The 3,846-nt window shown below is 66.2% G+C and carries 4 protein-coding genes; 2 read left to right on the top strand and 2 right to left on the bottom strand.

The window, feature by feature from the left end; all coding sequences use genetic code 11:
* Positions 1 to 610, top strand: a 610-nt coding sequence (locus AC2VOG_RS11820) for an aldehyde dehydrogenase family protein (protein ID WP_486940085.1), incomplete at its 5' end; no start/stop codon positions are given.
* 74 nt (positions 611 to 684) lie between these two features.
* Here the strand turns inward: AC2VOG_RS11820 and AC2VOG_RS11815 are convergent.
* Positions 685 to 1,620 (bottom strand): R2-like ligand-binding oxidase, encoded by a 936-nt coding sequence (locus AC2VOG_RS11815; protein WP_486940084.1) that lies wholly within the window; start codon positions 1,618 to 1,620, stop codon positions 685 to 687.
* A 16-nt stretch (positions 1,621 to 1,636) separates the two neighbouring features.
* Positions 1,637 to 2,305 (bottom strand): TetR/AcrR family transcriptional regulator, encoded by a 669-nt coding sequence (locus AC2VOG_RS11810; protein WP_486940083.1) that lies wholly within the window; start codon positions 2,303 to 2,305, stop codon positions 1,637 to 1,639.
* 148 nt (positions 2,306 to 2,453) lie between these two features.
* Here AC2VOG_RS11810 and AC2VOG_RS11805 point away from each other — a divergent pair, with 148 nt between their 5' ends.
* Positions 2,454 to 3,716 (top strand): amidohydrolase, encoded by a 1,263-nt coding sequence (locus tag AC2VOG_RS11805; RefSeq protein WP_486940082.1) that lies wholly within the window; start codon positions 2,454 to 2,456, stop codon positions 3,714 to 3,716.
* The last annotated feature ends 130 nt before the right edge of the window (positions 3,717 to 3,846 follow it).

Genomic DNA, 3,846 nt, shown 5'->3' with positions numbered 1-3,846 from the left:
CGCCCGGGTGCAAAACAACGGCCAGTCCTGCATCGCGGCCAAGCGATTCATCGTGCACACCGACATCTACGACGCGTTCGTCGACAAGTTCGTGGAGAAGATGGCCGCGCTCAAGGTCGGCGACCCGACCGATCCGGACACCGATGTGGGTCCACTGGCCACCGAGTCCGGCCGCGACGAGATCGCCCAGCAGGTCGACGAGGCCGTCGCCGCGGGCGCGAAAGTCCGCCTGGGCGGCAAGGTGCCCGACCAGCCCGGCTGGTTCTACCCGCCGACGGTGGTCACCGACATCACCAAGGACATGTCGCTATACACCGAAGAGGTGTTCGGCCCGGTCGCCTCGATGTACCGCGCGTCGGGCATCGACGAGGCGATCGAGATCGCCAACGCCACCACGTTCGGCCTTGGTTCCAACGCGTGGACCAACGACGAGGCCGAGCAGGAGCGGTTCATCGACGACATCGAGGCCGGCCAGGTGTTCATCAACGGGATGACGGTGTCCTACCCCGAACTCGGGTTCGGCGGTGTCAAGCGGTCCGGCTACGGCCGCGAACTCGCGAACCTCGGCATCCGCGCGTTCTGCAACGCCAAAACGGTGTGGGTGGGCTGAAGCGTACGCGTCGAGATCGACGCTGGCGCGGGACCTTCTCGACCTTTCCCGCGGTGGCGTCGATCTCGACGAAACTAGACGGCCGCGAGCGACTTCTCGTCCTCCTCGGCGAAAGTGTCTTCCAGTTGCACCGGGGAGTAGTCGACGTCGATCTCGCCGAGCGGGCGGCCGCGCGCGCTGGAGATCGTGCCGAAGCGCCGCATCCCCTTGTCGGCGGCGTACTGCATGAACTCGTCCTGCACCAGGTCGAACGGCATCACCTCGAACAGCGCGAAGCCTTGCACGGTGGCGTCGAGGGCGATCGGCATCAACTCGTTCATCCGGTTCTCGAACACCGTCCAGTTGGCGTCGTCGGCGGCGACATGACGGCGGCAGGTGAAGGTGCCCCACGCCATGTGGCGGCGCTCGTCGTCACCGATGCGGCGCACCAATTCCTGCATCCCCGGCAGTATTCCGCGTGTCACGCAGATCTTGTGCCAGGCGTAGTAGCCGGTGAGCGCCAACATGCCCTCGACGACATGGTTATAGGTGACCGACGCCCGGATCTGGGCCGCCGGTGAGGCGTCCGAGGACAGGGCGTTGAGGCAGTCCGGCAGTTCGTCGTAGAACATCGTCCGGTACGCCGGCAGCGGCTCGAGGTAGCCCTGCAGGTCCTCGGTCATCCCGACCGCATCAAGCCAGAGCCGGAACACCTGGGTGTGCTTGGCCTCTTCGAAAGCGAACTGGGTCAAATACATTTCGTCGCCGAGCCGGCCCTCTTCCCGCATCGCGGCCATGAACGGCTGGATGTCCTCGGTGACCGCTTCCTCGCCGGCGATGAACTGCGCGCACAGCCGGGTGGCGAAATCACGTTCGTCGTCGTTCAGTTTCTCCCAGTCGGCGCGGTCGCGGGAGAAATCGATGTCGGCGGGATTCCAGAACTTCGCGTTGCCGCCGGCAAAGAGCTTGAGCGGCAAGCTGTCCCAGCTGAGCCCGCCGGCCTTGAGCGAATTCGAACCAATGCGTGTCATCAGAGCTCCTCAGATCTTATTCGATACGAACACTTTTGCTGTCTACGGAAACGAAGGCCGCCGACAGGACCGCGACCAGGCGGCGCACCGCCAAGGCCGGCTGCTCCGGGCTGGGCTCGTCCAGACCCAGGACCGGATCCAATCCGCGCATGTACGGCGCCAACGCCAGATGCGGAAAGATCAACAGCAGCAACGACATCAACGCTTCGGTGTCGGCGTCCTTGCGGAAGTCGCCGCGCAGTTTCGCCTCGCGCACCAGTGGCCGCAGCACTTCCAGATAGTGGCGATGGATGACGCTGCGCACGCTGACCCGGGCATCGGTGTCAACCTCCAGGCTGGCGGCCGCGTGCAGTGAACGTTCGTGCGGATGGTCGGCGAAATAGGCGATCCATACGTCGAGCCAGTCGGTCAGGAAATCGAAGAACGGCCGACTCGGGTCCAGGTCACCGATACGGGCCTCCATGTAGGCCCGTATCCGTTGGCTGGCGACGTCGGCGATGTACGCGTACAGGTCGCGCTTGTCGGCGAAGTATTGGAACAAACTGCCTTTGGCCACGCCCGCCCGTCGCGCGATCACATTCAGACTGCCGCCGGAAAAGCCGTGCGCACCGAACTCCGCTTCCGCGGCTTCGATCACCGCTGCGCGGCGCGCGGGGTCGACGCGAGCCCAGGTGACCGTCGGCATGTGACCCTCCTTGCACCAGTGACCACTGGTCATTCTACTGTGAGTGGGGTCACAGTCAAGGGCTGTGTTCGTCGCCCGCGGTCCCGAGACGGCCGTTACGCTGACCGGTGTTCGACCGGCCCGCCCCAACCCGGGAGAGTTCGCAACCGTGACCACACTTTCAGAGCGCGTGCAGACCGCCGTCGACGCCGATGCAGCTCGCCTGGTCGAGCTGTTCAAAGACCTGCACCGCCATCCCGAACTGGGGTTCGCCGAGACCCGCACTGCAGGGATCGTCGCCCGGGAATTGACTGGGCTGGGGTTCGCGGTGGAGACCGGGATCGGCGGCACCGGCGTTGCGGCAGTGCTGCGCAACGGGTCCGGGCCGACCGTCATGTACCGCGCCGACATGGACGCCCTGCCGGTTGCCGAAAACACCGGCCTGGACTACGCGAGCTCGGTAACAGTCGCCGGTGCAGACGGCACCCCGTTACCGGTAGCGCACGTGTGCGGGCACGACGCCCACGTCACCTGGATGTTGGGAATGGCCAAGGTGCTGGCCGGCGCGACCGACGCATGGTCGGGCACCGCTGTGCTCGTCGGCCAGCCGGCCGAGGAACTGATCGCTGGCGCGCACGCCATGGTCGACGACGGCCTCTACGACGTGGTGCCCAGACCGGATCGCCTCGTCGGCATGCACACCGCGCCTGCCCCGGTCGGCATGGTGGCCGCCGCCGGCGGCCCCACCATGGCCGGCTCCGACCAGGTGGACATCGTATTTCGCGGCGTCGGCGGCCACGGGTCGATGCCGCAGCTGGCCAAGGACCCGGTGCTGATGGCCGCCCTGGCCGTCGTCGAATTCCAGACGATCGTCAGCCGGATGATCGCCCCACACGAGACCGCGGTGCTGACCGTCGGTGCGGTGCAGGCCGGCTCGGCTCACAATGTCATCCCAGCGCAGTCGCTGCTGAAGGCCAACCTGCGCTGGTTCAACCCGCAGGTACGCGATCAACTCCTCGACGGGATCAAGGCCGTCTGCAACGGCATCGCGCACACCTATGGGATGGCCGAAGACCAGCTTCCCCAGATCACGCTTCCCGGCGGTTGCACACCGCTGGTCAACGACGAAACCTTATGCGCCCGCCTGGCCGCGGCGCTCGGCAAGGTGCTCGGGTCGGATCACGTCCTCACGCAGCTGCCGCCGGTGACGGCGTCGGAAGACTGCCAGCTGCTCAAAGGCCCCCACCATGACGTGCCGCTGGCGTACCTGTTCGTCGGGGTTGCCGACCCGCAGGTGTGCGCCGACGCGCTGGCCGCCGGAAAGTTCTTCCCGTACTCGCCGCACAGCCCGGACTACCGGGTCGACATCGCGGCGATCCCGTTCGGAGCCAAAGTCGCCAGCCATGTCATGCTCGATCTCCTCGCGACGTGAGCGAGGTTGGATAGCAAAGTCGCTGCTCGTCAGGGACCCGACCCACCTAAAAGTGTCTTGTATGCCGGACGGAAAAGGCGTGGCCTGCCGACCGTGCGTCCGGGTCGGCCGCGGCTGGGCGCCGACAGCA

Source organism: Mycobacterium sp. TH-M11 (assembly GCF_057473725.1).
The sequence above is the reverse complement of the archived record's forward strand: the minus strand, read 5'-3'. Positions and strand labels throughout refer to the sequence as shown.